The organism is Streptomyces sp. NPDC088745 (genome assembly GCF_044751045.1).
Taxonomy (GTDB): domain Bacteria; phylum Actinomycetota; class Actinomycetes; order Streptomycetales; family Streptomycetaceae; genus Streptomyces; species Streptomyces cremeus.
In genome coordinates this window covers 82,626-97,613 of the sequence record NZ_JBIVLB010000007.1, presented here as the reverse complement: position 1 = coordinate 97,613, position 14,988 = coordinate 82,626, and the positions used below count along the sequence as shown (strand labels likewise).

At 72.0% G+C, this 14,988-nt stretch carries 12 protein-coding genes; 11 read left to right on the top strand and 1 reads right to left on the bottom strand.

The genetic code is table 11. The features are described from left to right. The first annotated feature begins 11 nt into the window (after positions 1-11). From ACIP93_RS19950 to ACIP93_RS19900, 11 genes are all read left to right on the top strand, one after another. Positions 12-575 (top strand): hypothetical protein, encoded by a 564-nt coding sequence (locus tag ACIP93_RS19950; RefSeq protein ID WP_345226657.1) that lies wholly within the window; start codon positions 12-14, stop codon positions 573-575. Further along, positions 572-1,708 (top strand): glutamine-hydrolyzing carbamoyl-phosphate synthase small subunit, encoded by a 1,137-nt coding sequence (gene carA, locus ACIP93_RS19945; RefSeq protein ID WP_401760698.1) that lies wholly within the window; start codon positions 572-574, stop codon positions 1,706-1,708. The genes ACIP93_RS19950 and carA overlap by 4 nt, the downstream gene beginning before the upstream one ends. Beyond that, positions 1,701-5,012 carry a carbamoyl-phosphate synthase large subunit gene (gene carB, locus ACIP93_RS19940; RefSeq protein WP_345224970.1) on the top strand — a complete coding sequence of 1,104 codons (3,312 nt, stop codon included), beginning with the start codon at positions 1,701-1,703 and terminating at the stop codon, positions 5,010-5,012. The genes carA and carB overlap by 8 nt, the downstream gene beginning before the upstream one ends. Before the next feature lie 81 nt (positions 5,013-5,093). Further along, entirely contained in the window at positions 5,094-6,206 is a 1,113-nt protein-coding gene (locus ACIP93_RS19935; protein WP_401760696.1) for a quinone-dependent dihydroorotate dehydrogenase, read from the top strand. Continuing rightward, complete coding sequence (gene pyrF / locus ACIP93_RS19930) at positions 6,203-7,042, top strand: orotidine-5'-phosphate decarboxylase (protein WP_401760695.1); 840 nt, start codon at positions 6,203-6,205, stop codon at positions 7,040-7,042. Before ACIP93_RS19935 ends, pyrF begins: the two co-directional genes overlap by 4 nt. 289 nt (positions 7,043-7,331) lie before the next feature. Continuing rightward, entirely contained in the window at positions 7,332-7,655 is a 324-nt protein-coding gene (locus ACIP93_RS19925) for an integration host factor (RefSeq protein WP_003970367.1), read from the top strand. A 96-nt stretch (positions 7,656-7,751) separates the two neighbouring features. Further along, positions 7,752-8,345 (top strand): guanylate kinase, encoded by a 594-nt coding sequence (gene gmk / locus ACIP93_RS19920; protein ID WP_345224977.1) that lies wholly within the window; start codon positions 7,752-7,754, stop codon positions 8,343-8,345. A gap of 82 nt (positions 8,346-8,427) precedes the next feature. Next, positions 8,428-8,700 (top strand): DNA-directed RNA polymerase subunit omega, encoded by a 273-nt coding sequence (gene rpoZ, locus ACIP93_RS19915; RefSeq protein WP_003970369.1) that lies wholly within the window; start codon positions 8,428-8,430, stop codon positions 8,698-8,700. Positions 8,701-8,802: 102 nt separating this feature from the next. Continuing rightward, the gene (gene coaBC, locus ACIP93_RS19910; RefSeq protein ID WP_345224980.1) at positions 8,803-10,029 is read left to right on the top strand and encodes a bifunctional phosphopantothenoylcysteine decarboxylase/phosphopantothenate--cysteine ligase CoaBC; all 1,227 of its coding nucleotides are present in this window, start codon (positions 8,803-8,805) and stop codon (positions 10,027-10,029) included. 240 nt (positions 10,030-10,269) lie between these two features. Further along, complete coding sequence (gene metK, locus ACIP93_RS19905; protein WP_345224982.1) at positions 10,270-11,478, top strand: methionine adenosyltransferase; 1,209 nt, start codon at positions 10,270-10,272, stop codon at positions 11,476-11,478. Positions 11,479-11,627: 149 nt separating this feature from the next. Then, positions 11,628-13,778, top strand: a complete 2,151-nt coding sequence (locus ACIP93_RS19900) for a primosomal protein N' (protein ID WP_401760692.1) — start codon at positions 11,628-11,630, stop codon at positions 13,776-13,778. 263 nt (positions 13,779-14,041) lie between these two features. Here ACIP93_RS19900 and ACIP93_RS19895 read toward each other — a convergent pair whose 3' ends face one another. Further along, the gene (locus tag ACIP93_RS19895; RefSeq protein WP_401760690.1) at positions 14,042-14,683 is read right to left on the bottom strand and encodes a hypothetical protein; all 642 of its coding nucleotides are present in this window, start codon (positions 14,681-14,683) and stop codon (positions 14,042-14,044) included. Positions 14,684-14,988 lie beyond the last annotated feature (305 nt).

Genomic DNA, 14,988 nt, shown 5'->3' with positions numbered 1-14,988 from the left:
CTCACCTGGTAATGGCGGCAGGCCTGGCAGCCGAGCCGAAGTCGGCGGAGGTGACGAACTGGGCCGGCCGCATCGGCTGGGTCGTCGGACTCGCCCTCTTCGTCGCCCTCGTCTACTGGCTGATGCGCCAGGGCTGGAAGTGGCGCGCCACCCTCCAGTCGGACCTGCCCGAGCTCCCCGAATCGCCGGCGGAGCCCGGTGCGGCGAAGCTGAGGATGAGCGGCCGCTACCACGGCTCCACCACCGCCGGACAGTGGCTCGACCGGATCGTCGCCCACGGTCTGGGCACGCGCAGCCGGGTCGAGCTGACCCTGACCGAGCAGGGGCTGGACGTCGTACGCCCCGGCGCGGACGACTTCTTCGTCCCGCGCGAGCGGCTCGTCGAGGCCCGCCTCGACAAGGGCATCGCGGGCAAGGTCCTCGCGGAGGGCGGCCTGCTGGTCGTCACCTGGGAGCACGGGGGAAAGCAGCTCGACTCCGGCTTCCGCTCCGACAGGGCCGCCGAGCACGCGGCCTGGGTCGAGGCCATCAACTCCATGAACAACGTACGTACTACGGAAGGCACCGCACGATGACGATCTCCACCCGGGGAGCCGGACAGGCTCCCGCCGTACTCGTCCTGGAGGACGGCCGCAGCTTCCGCGGCCGCGCCTACGGGGCCGTGGGGGAGACCTTCGGCGAGGCGGTGTTCAACACCGGCATGACCGGTTACCAGGAGACCCTCACCGACCCCTCGTACCACCGCCAGGTCGTCGTGATGACCGCCCCGCACGTGGGCAACACCGGCTACAACGACGAGGACGACGAGTCGGCGAAGATCTGGGTCGCCGGATACGTCGTGCGCGACCCCGCCCGCGTTCCGTCCAACTGGCGCTCGCGGCGCTCCCTGGACGACGAGCTGGCCGAGCAGGGCGTCGTCGGGATCTCCGGGATCGACACCCGCGCCCTCACCCGCCACCTGCGCGAGCGCGGCGCGATGCGCGTCGGCATCTTCTCCGGTTCCTCGCTCGCGGACGACGCCGCGCTGCTGGCCCGCGTCAAGGAAGCCCCCCAGATGAAGGGCGCCGACCTCTCCGCCGAGGTCGCCACCAAGGAGACGTACGTCGTCCCCGCGGTCGGTGAGAAGAAGTTCACCGTCGCCGCCATCGACCTCGGCATCAAGGGCATGACCCCGGCGCTGATGGCCGAGCGCGGCATCGAGGTCCACGTCATGCCCGCCACGGCGAGCGCCGAGGAGCTGTACGCCGTGCACCCCGACGGCGTCTTCCTCTCCAACGGCCCCGGCGACCCGGCGACCGTGGACCTGACGGTGATCAAGGAGGTCCTCGCCCGGAAGACCCCCCTGTTCGGCATCTGCTTCGGCAACCAGATCCTCGGCCGCGCGCTCGGCTTCGGCACGTACAAGCTGAAGTACGGCCACCGCGGCATCAACCAGCCGGTGCAGGACCGCACCACCGGCAAGGTCGAGGTCACCGCGCACAACCACGGCTTCGCCGTCGACGCGCCCCTCGACAAGGTCTCGGACACGCCCTTCGGCCGCGCCGAGGTCTCCCACGTCTGCCTGAACGACCAGGTGGTGGAGGGCCTCCAGCTCCTCGACCAGCCCGCGTTCAGCGTCCAGTACCACCCCGAAGCGGCGGCCGGTCCGCACGACGCCGCTTACCTGTTCGACCGCTTCATCTCGCTCATGGAGGGCCAGCGTGCCTAAGCGCACCGATATCCAGTCCGTCCTGGTCATCGGCTCCGGCCCGATCGTCATCGGCCAGGCCGCGGAGTTCGACTACTCCGGCACCCAGGCCTGCCGCATCCTCAAGGCCGAGGGCCTGCGGGTCGTCCTGGTCAACTCGAACCCCGCGACGATCATGACCGACCCGGAGATCGCCGACGCCACGTACGTCGAGCCGATCACCCCGGAGTACGTCGAGAAGATCATCGCCAAGGAGCGCCCCGACGCCCTCCTGCCCACCCTGGGCGGCCAGACCGCGCTCAACACCGCGATCTCCATGCACGAGCAGGGCGTCCTGGAGAAGTACGGCGTGGAGCTGATCGGCGCCAACGTCGAGGCCATCAACAAGGGCGAGGACCGCGACCTCTTCAAGGGAGTCGTCGAAGAGGTCCGCAAGAAGATCGGCCACGGCGAGTCCGCCCGCTCGGTCATCTGCCACTCGATGGACGACGTCCTCCAGGGCGTCGACACCCTCGGCGGCTACCCGGTGGTCGTGCGCCCCTCCTTCACCATGGGCGGCGCCGGCTCCGGCTTCGCGCACGACGAGGAGGAGCTGCGCCGCATCGCCGGCCAGGGCCTCACGCTCTCCCCGACCACCGAGGTGCTCCTGGAGGAGTCCATCCTCGGCTGGAAGGAGTACGAGCTGGAGCTGATGCGCGACAAGAACGACAACGTCGTGGTCGTCTGCTCCATCGAGAACTTCGACCCGATGGGCGTCCACACCGGCGACTCGATCACCGTCGCCCCGGCGATGACGCTCACCGACCGCGAGTACCAGCGGCTGCGTGACATCGGCATCGCGATCATCCGCGAGGTCGGCGTCGACACCGGCGGCTGCAACATCCAGTTCGCGGTCAACCCCGAGGACGGCCGCATCATCGTCATCGAGATGAACCCGCGCGTCTCGCGCTCCTCGGCCCTGGCCTCGAAGGCGACCGGCTTCCCGATCGCCAAGATCGCCGCCCGCCTCGCCGTCGGCTACACGCTGGACGAGATCCCCAACGACATCACCGAGAAGACCCCGGCCTCCTTCGAGCCGACCCTCGACTACGTCGTCGTCAAGGTCCCGCGCTTCGCCTTCGAGAAGTTCCCGGCCGCCGACGCCACCCTCACCACCACCATGAAGTCGGTCGGCGAGGCCATGGCCATCGGCCGCAACTTCACCGAGGCCCTGAACAAGGCGCTGCGCTCGCTGGAGAAGAAGGGCAGCCAGTTCACCTTCACCGGCGAGCCCGGCGACAAGGCCGAGCTGCTGGAGACCGCCAAGGTCCCCACCGACGGCCGCATCAACACCGTCATGCAGGCCATCCGGGCCGGCGCCACCCAGCAGGAGGTCTTCGACGCCACGAAGATCGACCCGTGGTTCGTCGACCAGCTCTTCCTGATCAAGGAGTACGCGGACGAGCTGGCCGCCGCCGACAAGCTCGACCCCGAGCTGCTCGCCGAGGCCAAGCGCCACGGCTTCTCCGACGTGCAGATCGCCGGGATCCGCGGCCTGCGCGAGGACGTCGTCCGCGAGGTCCGGCACGCGCTGGGGGTCCGCCCGGTCTACAAGACGGTCGACACCTGCGCCGCCGAGTTCGCCGCGAAGACCCCGTACTTCTACTCCTCGTACGACGAGGAGTCCGAGGTCGCCCCCCGCGAGAAGCCCGCCGTGATCATCCTGGGCTCGGGCCCGAACCGCATCGGTCAGGGCATCGAGTTCGACTACTCCTGCGTCCACGCCTCCTTCGCGCTCAGCGACGCGGGCTACGAGACCGTGATGGTCAACTGCAACCCGGAGACCGTCTCCACCGACTACGACACCTCCGACCGCCTGTACTTCGAGCCGCTCACGCTCGAGGACGTGCTGGAGATCGTCCACGCCGAGTCGCTGGCCGGCCCCATCGCCGGTGTGATCGTCCAGCTCGGCGGCCAGACCCCGCTCGGTCTCGCCCAGGCGCTCAAGGACAACGGCGTGCCCGTCGTCGGCACCTCCCCGGAGGCCATCCACGCCGCCGAGGACCGCGGCGCGTTCGGCCGGGTGCTCGCCGAGGCCGGCCTGCCCGCGCCCAAGCACGGCACCGCCACCACCTTCGCCGAGGCCAAGGCCATCGCCGACGAGATCGGCTATCCCGTCCTCGTCCGCCCCTCGTACGTGCTCGGCGGCCGCGGCATGGAGATCGTCTACGACGAGACGCGCCTCTCCTCGTACATCGCCGAATCCACCGAGATCAGCCCCACCCGGCCGGTCCTGGTCGACCGCTTCCTCGACGACGCGATCGAGATCGACGTGGACGCCCTCTACGACGGCACCGAGCTCTACCTCGGCGGCGTCATGGAGCACATCGAGGAAGCCGGCATCCACTCCGGCGACTCGGCGTGCGCGCTGCCCCCGATCACCCTCGGCGGCCACGACATCAAGCGCCTGCGCGCCTCCACCGAGGCCATCGCCAAGGGCGTCGGCGTGCGCGGACTGATCAACATCCAGTTCGCCATGGCCGGGGACATCCTGTACGTCCTCGAAGCCAACCCGCGCGCCTCGCGCACCGTCCCCTTCACCTCGAAGGCGACCGCGGTGCCGCTGGCCAAGGCCGCCGCCCGCATCTCGCTGGGCGCCACCGTCGCCGAACTGCGCGCCGAGGGCATGCTGCCGAAGACCGGCGACGGCGGCACGCTGCCGCAGGACGCGCCGATCTCCGTCAAGGAGGCCGTGATGCCGTGGAGCCGCTTCCGCGACATGCACGGACGCGGCGTCGACACGGTGCTCGGCCCGGAGATGCGCTCCACCGGCGAGGTCATGGGCATCGACTCGGTCTTCGGCACGGCGTACGCCAAGTCGCAGGCCGGCGCGTACGGCCCGCTGCCCACCAAGGGCCGCACCTTCATCTCGGTCGCCAACCGCGACAAGCGCTCGATGATCTTCCCGGCCCGCGAGCTGGTCGCCCACGGCTTCGAGCTGCTCGCCACCTCGGGCACGGCGGAGGTGCTCAAGCGCAACGGCATCAACGCCACCGTCGTGCGCAAGCAGTCCGAGGGCGAGGGCCCCAACGGCGAGAAGACCATCGTCCAGCTCATCCACGACGGTGAGGTCGACCTCATCATCAACACCCCGTACGGCACCGGCGGCCGGCTCGACGGCTACGAGATCCGCACCGCGGCGGTCTCCCGCTCCGTGCCCTGCCTCACCACGGTGCAGGCGCTCGCCGCCGCCGTGCAGGGCATCGACGCCCTCAACCGCGGCGACGTGGGGGTCCGCTCCCTCCAGGAACACGCGGAACAGCTGACCGCGGCCCGCGAGGACTAGCGGCCGCCGAGGGGGACACCGGAAGCATCCGGTGTCCCCCTCTTCGCGAGCCCCCTCACCCAGACCTCTGCGAAGGCACCCATGTACAAGTTCTTCTTCCGCCTCGTCTTCAAGCGGATGGACCCCGAGCAGGCCCATCACCTGGCCTTCCGCTGGATCCGCCTGGCCGCCCGCGTCCCCGTTCTGCGCACGTTCGTCGCCGCCGCCCTCGCGCCCCGGTACACCTCGCTGCGCACCGAGGCCCTGGGCCTGCGCATGCACGGCCCGTTCGGTCTCGCCGCCGGCTTCGACAAGAATGCCGTCGCCATCGACGGCATGGCGATGCTCGGCTTCGACCACATCGAGATCGGCACCGTCACCGCCCAGCCGCAGCCCGGCAACCCCAAGAAGCGCCTCTTCCGCCTGATCGCGGACCGCGCGCTGATCAACCGCATGGGCTTCAACAACGAGGGCTCCGAGGTCGTCGCCGCCCGCCTGGCGGCCCGCAACCCGGTCTTCAGGACGACCGTCGGCGTCAACATCGGCAAGACCAAGGTCGTCCCGGAGGAGGAGGCGGTCGCCGACTACGTCACGTCCACCGAGCGTCTCGCCGCCCACGCCGACTACCTCGTCGTGAACGTGTCCTCCCCGAACACCCCCGGCCTGCGCAACCTCCAGGCCACCGAGTCCCTGCGCCCGTTGCTGACCGCCGTACGGGAGGCGGCCGACCGCACGGTCACGGACCGGCGCGTTCCGCTCCTGGTCAAGATCGCCCCCGACCTCGCGGACGAGGACGTCGACGCGGTCGCCGACCTGGCCCTGGAGCTGGGGCTGGACGGCATCATCGCCACCAACACCACCATCGCCCGCGAGACCCTCGGCCTGAAGTCCTCCCCGGAGCTCCGCAACGAGACCGGCGGCCTCTCGGGCGCGCCCGTCAAGGCGCGCTCCCTGGAGGTCCTGCGCCGCCTGTACGCCCGCGTGGGCGACGACCTCACCCTCATCGGGGTGGGCGGCATCGAGAACGCCGAGGACGCCTGGCAGCGCATCCTCGCGGGCGCGACCCTCGTCCAGGGCTACAGCGCCTTCATCTACGAGGGCCCCTGCTACGCCCGCGCCATCCACAAGGGCCTGGCGGCGCGCCTGGCCAACAGCCCGTACCAGACCCTCGCCGAGGCCGTCGGCGCCGACACCCGTAAGAAGGCCGCCGCATGACCGTGACCCCCTTCGGTACGCGCCTGCGCGCCGCCATGGACACCCGCGGCCCCCTCTGCGTCGGCATCGACCCGCACGCCTCGCTCCTGAGCGCCTGGGGCCTGGGCGACGACATCAAGGGCCTGGAGACCTTCACCCGCACCGTCGTGGAGGCGCTGGCCGACCGGGTCGCCGTCCTCAAGCCGCAGTCCGCCTTCTTCGAGCGCTTCGGCTCGCGCGGCATCGCCGTCCTGGAGAAGGCCGTGGAGGAGTCCCGGGCCGCCGGGGCCCTGGTCCTGATGGACGCCAAGCGCGGCGACATCGGCTCCACCATGGGCGCGTACGCCGCCACCTACCTGGACCCGGCCTCCCCGCTGTTCTCCGACGCGGTGACCGTCTCCCCGTACCTCGGCTTCGGCTCGCTGCGCCCCGCGCTGGACCTCGCCGCCGCCCACGGAGCCGGTGTCTTCGTGCTCGCCCTCACCTCCAACCCCGAGGGCGCCGAGGTGCAGCGCGCCACCGCCGCCGACGGGCGCTCGCTGGCGCAGCTCATGCTGGACCACATGGCCGCCGAGAACGCCGGCGCGGACCCGATGGGCTCCGTCGGCGCGGTCGTCGGCGCGACCCTGGGCGACGCGGGCGCGGACCTCGCGATCAACGGACCGCTGCTCGCTCCCGGCATCGGCGCGCAGGGCGCGACCCCGGCCGACCTTCCGGGCGTCTTCGGCGCGGCCGTGGGCAACGTCGTGCCGAGCGTGAGCCGGGGCGTCCTGCGGCACGGCCCGGACCGGACCGGACTGCGCGATTCCGCGGCGCGCTTCGCGGACGAGGTGCGCGAGGCGGTCTCCGGAGCCTGAAGGGCTCCGGGGGCCCCGGAGCCCGTGAGCCCGGGAGGCGTGCGGGGGAGCCGGGGAGCGATGTTGACGCGATCCTTATCAAAAACTCGGCCGATATGGGGCAAATGTCCTGGTCGTCCGAGGCTGACCAGGACTTTTAGTCCGTTCTCACTGACGGGAGCGGCCAACCCCGCTAGTCTCCGACGAGAGCAAACGCACAGCTCCACCGTGTGTTTGGTCACCGTGTGCGGGGTTACTAGCTCTGCGCCCGGTCCGTATCCGACAGTTCGACATCCGAGGTGACGTAGGCGTGGCTCTTCCGCCCCTTACCCCTGAACAGCGCGCAGCCGCGCTCGAAAAGGCCGCCGCGGCTCGCCGGGAGCGGGCCGAGGTCAAGAATCGACTCAAGCACTCCGGCGCTTCCCTCCACGAGGTCATCAAGCAGGGCCAGGAGAACGACGTCATCGGGAAGATGAAGGTCTCCGCCCTCCTGGAGTCCCTGCCCGGCGTGGGCAAGGTCCGCGCCAAGCAGATCATGGAGCGGCTCGGCATCTCCGAGAGCCGCCGGGTGCGCGGTCTCGGCTCCAACCAGATCGCATCCCTGGAGCGCGAGTTCGGCGGCAGCCCGGCCTGATCGTCCCTCCGGGACGACCGGGCCGTGCTCCCCGTCCACGCGCGCGGCGATTGACTCGCGGTCCGGGCACGCCCGGGAAGCTGGAATAATCGCTCCATGGCTGCAACATCCCGGGGGACGTCCCCCGTACCCCCGGACGCACGTCCGCGGCTGACCGTGCTCTCCGGCCCCTCCGGGGTCGGCAAGAGCACGGTCGTGTCGCACATGCGCAAGGTCCACCCCGAGGTCTGGCTCTCCGTGTCCGCCACCACCCGCAAGCCGCGGCCCGGTGAGAAGCACGGCGTGCACTACTTCTTCGTCACCGACGAGGAGATGGACAAGCTGATCGCCAACGGCGAGCTGCTGGAGTGGGCCGAGTTCGCGGGCAACCGCTACGGCACCCCGCGCGACGCGGTCGTCGAGCGGCTGGAGGCCGGCGAGCCCGTCCTCCTGGAGATCGAGCTGGAGGGCGCCCGCCAGGTCAAGGAGTCGATGTCGGACTCCCTGCTGGTCTTCCTCGCCCCGCCGAACTGGGACGAGCTGGTCCGCCGCCTCACCGGGCGCGGCACCGAGTCGGCCGAGGTCATCGAGCGTCGGCTGGCCGCAGCCAGGGTCGAACTGGCCGCCGAGTCCGAGTTCGACACCACCCTTGTCAACACCTCCGTCGAGGACGTAGCACGTGAGCTGCTAGCCTTGATGGAAGTTGTTTGATCTTTGTCCACTTTTTTCGGGCGCCCCAGAAGACCGGTCCTCCGGGAAGCCGGGTATCCCGGAAGTTTTCGGAAGGTAGAGCGTGTCCTCTTCCATCACCACGCCCGAGGGCATCATCAACCCGCCGATCGATGAGCTGCTTGAGGCCACGGACTCCAAGTACAGCCTCGTGATCTACGCGGCCAAGCGCGCGCGCCAGATCAACGCGTACTACTCCCAGCTCGGCGAAGGCCTGCTGGAGTACGTCGGTCCGCTGGTGGACACCCACGTCCACGAGAAGCCCCTCTCGATCGCCCTGCGTGAGATCAACGCGGGTCTGCTGACCTCCGAGGCCATCGAGGGCCCGGCCCAGTAGGCACAACCAGAGCACCTTCGCCACAGGCCCGACGGGACTCCCGTCGGGCCTGTGGTGTGTGATGGTCCTGTACGCATTCGAACAGAGCGGGGAGCGGTAGTGGTGGAGAAGCCGAGGGTCGTCCTGGGGGTCAGCGGTGGCATCGCCGCCTACAAGGCGTGCGAGCTGCTGCGCCGGCTGACCGAGTCCGGGCACGACGTACGGGTCGTGCCGACGGAGGCCTCGCTGCACTTCGTGGGGGCCGCCACCTGGTCGGCCCTGTCCGGGAACCCGGTCTCCACCGAGGTCTGGGACTCCGTCCACGAGGTCCCGCACGTGCGCATCGGCCAGCACGCCGACCTCGTCGTCGTCGCCCCCGCCACCGCGGACATGCTCGCCAAGGCGGCGCACGGCCTCGCCGACGACCTCCTGACCAACACCCTGCTCACCGCCCGCTGTCCGGTGCTCTTCGCCCCGGCCATGCACACGGAGATGTGGGAGCACCCCGCCACCCAGGAGAACGTCGCCACGCTGCGCCGCCGGGGCGCGGTCGTCCTGGAGCCCGCCGTCGGCCGCCTGACCGGCGTCGACACCGGCAAGGGCCGCTTCCCCGACCCGGTGGAGATCTTCGAGACCTGCCGCCGCGTCCTGGCCAGGGGCGCCGGGGAGCCCGACCTCGCCGGCCGTCACGTCGTGATCAGCGCGGGCGGCACGCGCGAGCCGCTGGACCCGGTCCGCTACCTGGGGAACCGTTCCTCCGGCAAGCAGGGGTACGCGCTCGCGCGCACCGCCCTGGCACGCGGCGCGCGGGTCACGCTCATCGAGGCCAACACCGGCCTGCCCGACCCGGCGGGCGCCGACGTGGTGCGCGTGGGCACCGCCGTGCAGCTGCGCGAGGCGGTCCTGAAGGCCGCCGCCGACGCGGACGCGGTGGTGATGGCCGCGGCCGTGGCGGACTTCCGCCCCGAGACGTACGCCACCGGCAAGATCAAGAAGCAGGACGGCCAGGAGCCCGCGCCGCTCGCCCTCGTCCGCAACCCGGACATCCTCGCCGAGGTCGCGGGCGGCACCACCGGGGCCCGGCCGCGGCCCGGCCAGGTGGTGGTCGGCTTCGCCGCCGAGACCGACGACGTACTCGCCAACGGGCGCAAGAAGCTGCTGCGCAAGGGCTGCGACCTGCTCGTCGTCAACGAGGTGGGGGAGCACAAGACCTTCGGCTCCGAGGAGAACGAGGCCGTGGTGCTCGCGGCGGACGGGGCGCAGACCCCGGTCCCGTACGGTCCGAAGGAAGCCCTGGCGGATGTCGTGTGGGATTTGGTCGTTCCCCGGCTGGAAACCGGACGCGCCTGACGCCTCGCGCATCTCTTCGGGAGTGGACAAAGCGTTCGAATCGCCTTTTTCCCTCCTCCATCCCGTCCTTCTTCCGTGCCGCGCGACGCAGTGCCTCGAATCACACAACCGTGATTCGGTGAGACACGTGGTCCGCTGGGCGGGAGCGACCGATAAAGTGGTCGCGGACCGACGCCGGGCGCAGCTCCCGGCAGGTCCGCCAATGATCAGCCAGCAGCCGCTGCAACCCCAGGGAGCGTTGTGTCCCGTCGTCTCTTCACCTCGGAGTCCGTGACCGAGGGCCACCCCGACAAGATCGCTGACCAGATCAGCGACACGATTCTCGACGCGCTCCTGCGGGAGGACCCGACCTCCCGGGTCGCCGTGGAGACCCTGATCACGACGGGCCTCGTGCACGTCGCGGGCGAGGTCACCACGAAGGCGTACGCGCCGATCGCCCAGCTCGTGCGCGAGAAGATCCTCGACATCGGCTACGACTCGTCCAAGAAGGGCTTCGACGGCGCCTCCTGCGGCGTCTCGGTGTCCATCGGCGCGCAGTCCCCGGACATCGCGCAGGGCGTCGACACGGCGTACGAGAAGCGCGTCGAGGGCGATGAGGACGAGCTCGACAAGCAGGGCGCGGGCGACCAGGGCCTGATGTTCGGCTACGCGTGCGACGAGACCCCGGAGCTGATGCCGCTCCCGATCCACCTCGCGCACCGTCTGTCGCGCCGCCTGTCCGAGGTCCGCAAGAACGGGACGATCCCCTACCTGCGCCCCGACGGCAAGACCCAGGTCACCATCGAGTACGACGGCGACAAGGCCGTCCGTCTCGACACGGTCGTCGTCTCCTCGCAGCACGCGTCCGACATCGACCTGGACTCCCTGCTCGCGCCCGACATCCGCGAGTTCGTCGTCGAGCACGTCCTCAAGCAGCTCGTCGAGGACGGCATCAAGCTGGACACCGAGGGCTACCGCCTGCTGGTGAACCCGACCGGCCGCTTCGAGATCGGCGGCCCGATGGGCGACGCGGGCCTTACCGGCCGCAAGATCATCATCGACACGTACGGCGGCATGGCCCGCCACGGCGGCGGCGCCTTCTCCGGCAAGGACCCGTCCAAGGTCGACCGCTCGGCCGCGTACGCGATGCGCTGGGTCGCCAAGAACGTCGTGGCCGCCGGTCTCGCCTCGCGCTGCGAGGTCCAGGTCGCGTACGCGATCGGCAAGGCCGAGCCGGTCGGTCTCTTCGTCGAGACCTTCGGCACCGCCACCATCGACACCGACAAGATCGAGCACGCCATCGCCGAGGTCTTCGACCTCCGCCCGGCCGCGATCATCCGCGACCTCGACCTGCTGCGCCCGATCTACGCGCAGACGGCCGCGTACGGCCACTTCGGCCGCGAGCTGCCCGACTTCACGTGGGAGCGCACCGACCGCGTGGAGGCCCTGAAGCAGGCCGCCGGCCTGTAGGACCTCACGACGCGCACGGGCATCGCCCGCGCGACGGCCCCACACCGCCCGGACGCGGTGTGGGGCCGTCGCGTTGTCGGGTGCCTGCGGCGCGGGGCGTGAGCGGCACAGCGGCCGGGCTGTCAGTCCCTTCTGGTAGGTATGGGGCTGTGAGCAGCAACGACGAGCAGGGGCAGGACGCGGTGGAGGGGCCGCCCGAGCAGCTGGCGCTGATGCGGGAGTTCCTCCGGCACGAGAAGCAGGTGCCGAAGGCGAAGCCGCGGACGTGGCGGGGGGCGCCGCTGGCCGAGGAGCTGCCCGTCGCACGGGTCATGGTGAACAAGGGCGTGCTGCACCTCGACCGGTACTTCGACTACGCCGTGACCGAGGAGCTGGACGCCGACGCCCAGCCGGGGGTGCGGGTGCGGGTGCGGTTCGGAGCCGGCGCGCACCGGGTGCGGGACGGGCGCCGGGAGGGCGGCGGGCTGATCGACGGGTTCGTCGTCGAACGGGTCGCCGAGTCCGACTACCAGGGGCCGCTGGCGGCGCTGGCCCAGGTGGTGTCGCCGGAACCGGTGCTCAGCGCGGAGCTGCTGGGGCTGGCGCGGGCGGTCGCCGACCGGTACGCGGGAAGCCTGGCGGACGTGTTGCAGCTGGCCATTCCGCCCAGGAACGCGCGGGCGGAGAAGAAGGACTTCCCGCCGCCGCTGCCCGCGCCCGGGGCTCCCGACGCGGGGAGCTGGACGCGGTACGAGCAGGGGCCGGCCTTTCTGGAGGCGCTGGCCGGGGGCGGTGCGCCGCGGGCCGTGTGGACGGCGTTGCCGGGGCCGCTCTGGGCCGAGGAGATCGCCCGGGCGGTCGCTGCGACGCTCGCCTCGGGGCGGGGCGCCGTGGTGGTCGTGCCCGACGGGCGGAGCGTGGAGCGGGTGGACGCCGCGCTCGCCGACGTGCTGGGGGCGGGGCGGCACGCGGTGCTCACCGCGGACGCCGGGCCCGAGAAGCGGTACCGGGAGTGGCTCGCCGTGCGGCGGGGGGCCGTGCGGGCGGTGGTCGGGACCAGGTCGGCGATGTTCGCACCGGTCAGGGACCTGGGGCTGGTCGTGGTGTGGGACGACGGGGACTCCAGCCTGAGTGAACCGCACGCCCCGTTGCCGCACGCCCGGGAAGTGCTGGAGCTGCGGGCGACCCTCGACAAGTGCGCCTTCCTGCTGGGCGGCACGAGTTGCACGGTGGAGGCCGCGCAGTTGGTGGCGAGCGGGTGGGCGCGGCCGCTGGCCGCCGCACGGGAGCAGGTGCGCAGGTCCGCCCCGCTCGTACGGACCGTGGGCGACCAGGAGCTGGCGCGGGACGAGGCGGCGCGGGCGGCACGGCTGCCGAGCCTCGCCTGGCAGACCGTGCGGGAGGGGCTGAAGACCGGTCCCGTCCTGGTGCAGGTGCCCCGGCGCGGGTACGTCCCGAAGCTGGCGTGCGAGCGCTGCCGGACGCCCGCCCGGTGCGGGAACTGCGCGGGCCCGCTGGAGGCCCCCGACGCGCAGGACCTGCGGTGCGGGTGGTGCGGGCGGACCGAGAGCGGGTGGCGGTGCGCGGAGTGCGGGTTCCACCGGCTGCGGGCGCAGATCGTGGGGGCGCGCAGGACCGCGGAGGAGCTGGGGCGGGCGTTTCCGGCGGTGCCGGTGCGGACGTCGGGGCGCGACCACGTGTTGGACGTGGTGCCGGGGGCTCCGGCGCTGGTCGTGAGCACGCCGGGGGCCGAGCCGGTCGCCGAGGGCGGGTACGCGGCGGCGCTGCTGCTCGACGGCTGGGCCATGCTCGGCCGGCCCGACCTGCGCGCCGGGGAGGACGCGCTGCGGCGGTGGATCGCGGCGGCCTCGCTGGTACGGGGCCAGGAGGCGGGCGGGGTCGTGGTCGTCGTCGCCGAACCGACGCTGCGGCCGGTGCAGGCACTGGTGCGCTGGGACCCCGTGGGGAACGCGCAGCGGGAACTGGCCGAGCGGGCCGAGCTGGGCTTCCCGCCGGTGTCGCGGATGGCGGCGGTCAGCGGGCGGGCGGAGGACGTGGAGGAGTTCCTGCGGGTCGCGGAACTGCCCGCCGAGGCAGAGGTGTTGGGGCCGATCCCGCTGCCGGTGACGGAGGCGGGAAGGCCGCGCCGGGCGCAGGACCCGCCGGTGGGGGAGCGGTGGGAGAGGGCGCTGGTGCGGGTGCCGCAGGGGAGGGGGGCGGCGCTGGCGTCGGCGTTGAAGGTGGCGCAGGCGGCGCGGCTGGCGCGGGGAGGCGGGGGCGAGGGGGTGCGGATCCGGGTGGACCCGCCGGACATCGGCTGAGGGGGCGTACGTACAGGAACCGGCCGCCCGTGACGGGACTGACCGGAAGCCTTCCGGGCGCGCGGGCAGCGGCGGAGCCGGGGCGGCCCCCGGTCAGCCCCCGCCCCCCGCCCCGGGGACGGCTGCCCGCAGGGCACGCCGTCAGGGGCACGGGAACGGCGCCACCAGCCACCACACGGGCCCGCGGAACCCGGCGAGCGCCCCGAGGCGGCGTGGCCGAGGCCCCCGCCGGAAGACGGCGAGGGCCTTGCGGGGGAGGGGGGTCAGCCGTTGCGGGGGCTGAGGAAGGGCGGCGGCAGGGGACGGGAATCCTCGCGGAGCGCCTGGCTGGAGGCCGACGGCTGCGGCGGCATCGACCGCGCCGCGGGCACCGCCGGGAGCATGCCCGGCATCGTCCGCGTCACCGTCGGAGCCGGCGCGGTCGTGACCGCCCCGTTCGACGCCGCGGCGGCGGGGGCGGGGGAGACCGGGCCCCCGGAGGACGCGGCATCCGCGCTGTTCGGATCCTGGGCGGCGGCTGCGGCCCCGGCCCCGGCCCCGGCGGCGGACTGTGCGGCCGCCCGGCGTACGCCGTACCGGCGGTGCACCGCCTGCTTGGTGACCCCGAGCGCCGAACCCACCGCGTCCCACGAGAACCCGAGCGAGCGGTCGAAGTCCACGGCGGCGGTCACCAGGGTCTCGACGCTGTCCCGCAGTTCCTGCGCGAGGCGGACGGTCGGGGCAGGGGCCCGCCCGTACACGACGAAGCCCGTGGAGGGGCCCGATCGGCGCGGGCGGTAGACGTTGCCCAACTGGGCGGTGAGGGTACGCAGTGCGTCCACCTGCCGGCGGACCCGCTCGATGTCCCGTACCAACAGGTGCAGGCTGGCCCGCGCTTGGGCGTCATGGGTTGCGTGGTCGGCCATGAAAAAGCCTCTCGAACCGGCGTTGAATGAAGAAGGACGAAGAAGGACGGGGCCGTCAGGTTGGCGACCCGTTTCGGTCAATCTCTTTTGACCAACGCGCCACCCGGTGTTGTGGTCACGCTCCAGGGGCGCGTCCGCATATGCGCGGGGCGCACGGATATGTGTACGCCCCCGGCCTCCGGAGCGTTCGAGGGCGCCGGGGGCCCGCCCGCCCCGCCGCCGCGGTCGCCCCCCGGAGCGGTCCGGGGGCCGCGCCCCTAGACTGGTGCGCTGCCCGCGTCCACAGGTCCGTCGGGCCGTTCCTT

Bases quoted from the DNA above. Each gene is read 5' to 3' on its own strand.
- ACIP93_RS19950 (WP_345226657.1), top strand. From the start codon at position 12: ATGGCGGCAGGCCTGGCAGCCGAGCCGAAGTCGGCGGAGGTGACGAAC.
- carA (WP_401760698.1), top strand. From the start codon at position 572: ATGACGATCTCCACCCGGGGAGCCGGACAGGCTCCCGCCGTACTCGTC.
- ACIP93_RS19935 (WP_401760696.1), top strand. From the start codon at position 5,094: ATGTACAAGTTCTTCTTCCGCCTCGTCTTCAAGCGGATGGACCCCGAG.
- pyrF (WP_401760695.1), top strand. From the start codon at position 6,203: ATGACCGTGACCCCCTTCGGTACGCGCCTGCGCGCCGCCATGGACACC.
- gmk (WP_345224977.1), top strand. From the start codon at position 7,752: ATGGCTGCAACATCCCGGGGGACGTCCCCCGTACCCCCGGACGCACGT.
- ACIP93_RS19895 (WP_401760690.1), bottom strand. From the start codon at position 14,683: ATGGCCGACCACGCAACCCATGACGCCCAAGCGCGGGCCAGCCTGCAC.